At 36.6% G+C, this 3,065-nt stretch carries 5 protein-coding genes; all 5 read left to right on the forward strand.

Annotation, left to right across the window (positions count from 1 at the left end):
* Positions 1-602, forward strand: a 602-nt coding sequence (locus L1D50_RS22370; RefSeq protein ID WP_239966874.1) for a GAD-like domain-containing protein, incomplete at its 5' end; no start/stop codon positions are given.
* Positions 603-693: 91 nt separating this feature from the next.
* Positions 694-1,176 carry an SMI1/KNR4 family protein gene (locus tag L1D50_RS22375; RefSeq protein ID WP_128725178.1) on the forward strand — a complete coding sequence of 161 codons (483 nt, stop codon included), beginning with the start codon at positions 694-696 and terminating at the stop codon, positions 1,174-1,176.
* A 299-nt stretch (positions 1,177-1,475) separates the two neighbouring features.
* Positions 1,476-1,901 carry a hypothetical protein gene (locus tag L1D50_RS22380; protein WP_128725179.1) on the forward strand — a complete coding sequence of 142 codons (426 nt, stop codon included), beginning with the start codon at positions 1,476-1,478 and terminating at the stop codon, positions 1,899-1,901.
* A complete protein-coding gene (locus tag L1D50_RS22385) occupies positions 1,898-2,200 on the forward strand; it encodes a hypothetical protein (protein WP_235956590.1) in 303 nt (100 codons plus the stop codon). The genes L1D50_RS22380 and L1D50_RS22385 overlap by 4 nt, the downstream gene beginning before the upstream one ends.
* Before the next feature lie 299 nt (positions 2,201-2,499).
* Positions 2,500-2,952: an SMI1/KNR4 family protein gene (locus L1D50_RS22390; protein WP_239966875.1), complete on the forward strand. Its 453-nt coding sequence runs from the start codon at positions 2,500-2,502 to the stop codon at positions 2,950-2,952.
* Positions 2,953-3,065 lie beyond the last annotated feature (113 nt).

Raw genomic sequence — 3,065 nt, forward strand, 5'->3', positions numbered from 1 at the left:
AATATTACCAAGGTACTTTACCTAATAATTTACTTGAGTATTGGAAAGAATACGGCTTTTGTGGTTGGGGGAAAGGCCGTTTATGGATGGTGAATCCAAAAGATTATCAAGATATCTTGACTGAGTGGTTAAGAGGAACTCAATTCGAAAAAATGCAAAATGACGGTGTAGATAGTTTCTATGTCATTGCAATAGATGCGTTTGGAAAAATGTATATTTGGGGTAAAAAATCAGGGAGTAGTCTTTCCATAATAAGCAGCTATGGCATGATTTTTCCCACCTTCGAAAACGAAGAATATATCGCTACGGGAGAAGAAAGAAGCTTAGATTTGTTCTTCTCTGTACAAACGACAACCCAAATTGATTTAATTGATATCAATGAACAACCTCTTTTTGAGCGAACTTTGGAGAGGTTAGGCCCTCTTGAAAATGGAGAGATCTATGGCTTTGCGCCAGCTCTTGCCCTTGGTGGCGAACCTAAGCTTGAGAATCTCCAAAAGGTAAAAGCCACGGAACATTTAGCTTTCCTAGCTGATCTTGGAGAGAAGCGTGTTATGGCCGATATCGTTGCGCTATCTAACCAATTACCCCATAACCAATAGCACCTTTTTAAGTCCTTTAAATACATAGATGTTGCAAGGTCTAGCTCAATCATCCTAGCCAATATATTCCAGCAAAAGACATAGACTATATATGATCACTAAATGTAATGACTCTTATGAGTTAAATAACTCAAGCATCTTTGAATTAGAAAATTTTTGTAGAATTAAACTTCCGTATTTGTTTATCGAGTTTTTCCGCAACAATAATGGCGTTGCCTTTGAAGGACTCACTTACGCCATAGACAATAAGGAGCGGTTGATTGAGCGAACACTTCTTATTACAAACGATTCCAAGTTGTCAGACGATATTATGCAGTACGAAATAAAAGTGGTACTCGCTCAGATTGAAGAACGCCTAACCGACAATGAAGATCTAGTGGGTGTTGAGTTACTTCCTTTTGCTTATGTCTTTGGTGGAGACTTTTTATGTTTAAACTTCAAAGATAGCAATACTGAACCGTCAGTTGTACTCTGGGATCATACTGGATCAGATGAGTTAAGCCCTGTTTATGCGCTAGTTTCTGATAGCTTTGAAGAATTTATTGAAGGTCTTTGCGAGTCTGAATATGGATAAAATAAACGATTAGTTTGCTTTCTCCCTTATCAGCATGGGGTATTGGATTTCGTGTTTAAGGAAGATACGTGTCAGATAAGTAAAGCAATTTCGGCAGGAAATCGCACTCCGTTCAGATGGGTTGTTTACAGCTTGGTAAAACATCCACAGACCATAAAGTTCGATGCGTCACTAGTATATGGACCAGCATAAACAATGGAGTTCAGGGCAGAGCTTCTCTTCAGCCAATAGCCGCTCGCAAAGTATACTATCAATCTAGCCCAACGATGGGTATTTGCCCCAAAACATAAGGAAAGATAATGGAAAATTTACCTATAGACTTGCGCGATGAAATTGATGCTCTCTATATTTCTGCATACAAATTATTAGAAGCCAACGATGTTGATACTGCTCAAGAAAAAGCAGAAGAAGCATGGAGGTTATTACCTGAACCGAAATTTGATTGGGATGTCACTCTCAGTTTTGTTACCGGAATTTGTAAAATGTATCGAGAATTAAGCTTACACGAAAAAGCCCATAATATTATTAATGAGCTTTTAGACTCAGACCATTTAAATGACTATGATGATGGGCCATTATTTTTGAAAGCTACATTATATTTTGAGCAAGGAGAGTTTAAACAAGCATATGAATGGTTTGCTAAAGCCAATTCTATTTCACGAGGTAGATGCTTTGTAGAACAGCCTAAAAAATACAAAACTTTCTTTAATGAGTATAACCAATGAATGTACATGACCAGATAGAAGAGTATTGCGAGCAAGGTAATGACCTTTTTGATGAAGAAGATTTTCAAGGCGCAATGACACTCTGGAAAAAAGCTTTCGATTTACTCTCTGACCCAGATGAAGAGTGGGATCAAGCCGTTTGGCTTAAAGTATCTATTGGGGATAGTTATTATATGCTTGATGACTATCAACAATCCCTCGATTCAATGTTAGATGCATTAAACCACCCTGAAGCACTCGACAACCCATTTATTCACTTTAGAGCTGGCCAGTGTCATTATCAGTTAGGTGATAAATAGCGCAGTAAAAATGCTCTACTTAAGGCCTATATGTTAGCCGGAAAAGAAATTTTTGAAGACCACGAAGACGATGGACTGTTTTACTATGACTTTTTGAAATCCGAAATCCGGCTATAAACAGGCCAACTCTAAGGACAGCAAATACAATCACACATTACCCCCAATTAGTACAGGTGTAGTAGGTAAAACAAAGTGAACTTCTAATGAAATGGTATCTCTATTGGTTTCAACCGTTTGATAAAATTGCACATAACACCTCTAGGCATACAAGTGTCTATTTGAGGAAAAGGATATGAATTATGTTTAACTGTGAGCCGTACTTATGGAAAGAAAATAAGCCGACTTATCATCCAAATTACCTAAAGGCGCTTGAGCTAGAACTTCAAATTAAGTTTCCAATCGCGTTTTTAAGCTTCATAAAATTACACTTTGGAGATAAGCCAATCTGTTCATCTTTTGAAGTCGGAAAAGGACAGAGTGCAATCGCACACTTCCTTCACTGCCAAGATTTAATAAATGATGATTTGGAAATTTATAGTATTTCAGAAAAAAAAGAGGAAATAGATGAATTTTTATCGAAAAAGATAGTACCAATCGCCATTACCTTTGATTCAAATTTAATTGCTTTTGATTTTCGTTATAACGCAACGGATCCAGAGGTTATATTTATTATCACTTCACAACTTGAGGAGGGTGATAACGCAATAAGTCATATCTGCCCTAGCTTTAATACACTTTTCTCCATTCTATAAAAATGATAACAAATCACCATAATAACCAATGAAAAAATAAGCGAAATAGAATTTTAGGATATATAAATGCTACGAGATAAATTAAGGGATATCGAGTATTACAATGATAGGAT

This window comes from Pseudoalteromonas sp. Isolate6 (assembly GCF_022398435.1).
GTDB classification, from domain to species: Bacteria; Pseudomonadota; Gammaproteobacteria; order Enterobacterales; family Alteromonadaceae; genus Pseudoalteromonas; species Pseudoalteromonas galatheae.

What these genes read in the sequence shown, in the direction of transcription:
- L1D50_RS22375 (WP_128725178.1), top strand. Translation starts at nt 694, where the DNA reads ATGATCACTAAATGTAATGACTCTTATGAGTTAAATAACTCAAGCATC.
- L1D50_RS22380 (WP_128725179.1), top strand. Translation starts at nt 1,476, where the DNA reads ATGGAAAATTTACCTATAGACTTGCGCGATGAAATTGATGCTCTCTAT.
- L1D50_RS22385 (WP_235956590.1), top strand. Translation starts at nt 1,898, where the DNA reads ATGAATGTACATGACCAGATAGAAGAGTATTGCGAGCAAGGTAATGAC.
- L1D50_RS22390 (WP_239966875.1), top strand. Translation starts at nt 2,500, where the DNA reads ATGTTTAACTGTGAGCCGTACTTATGGAAAGAAAATAAGCCGACTTAT.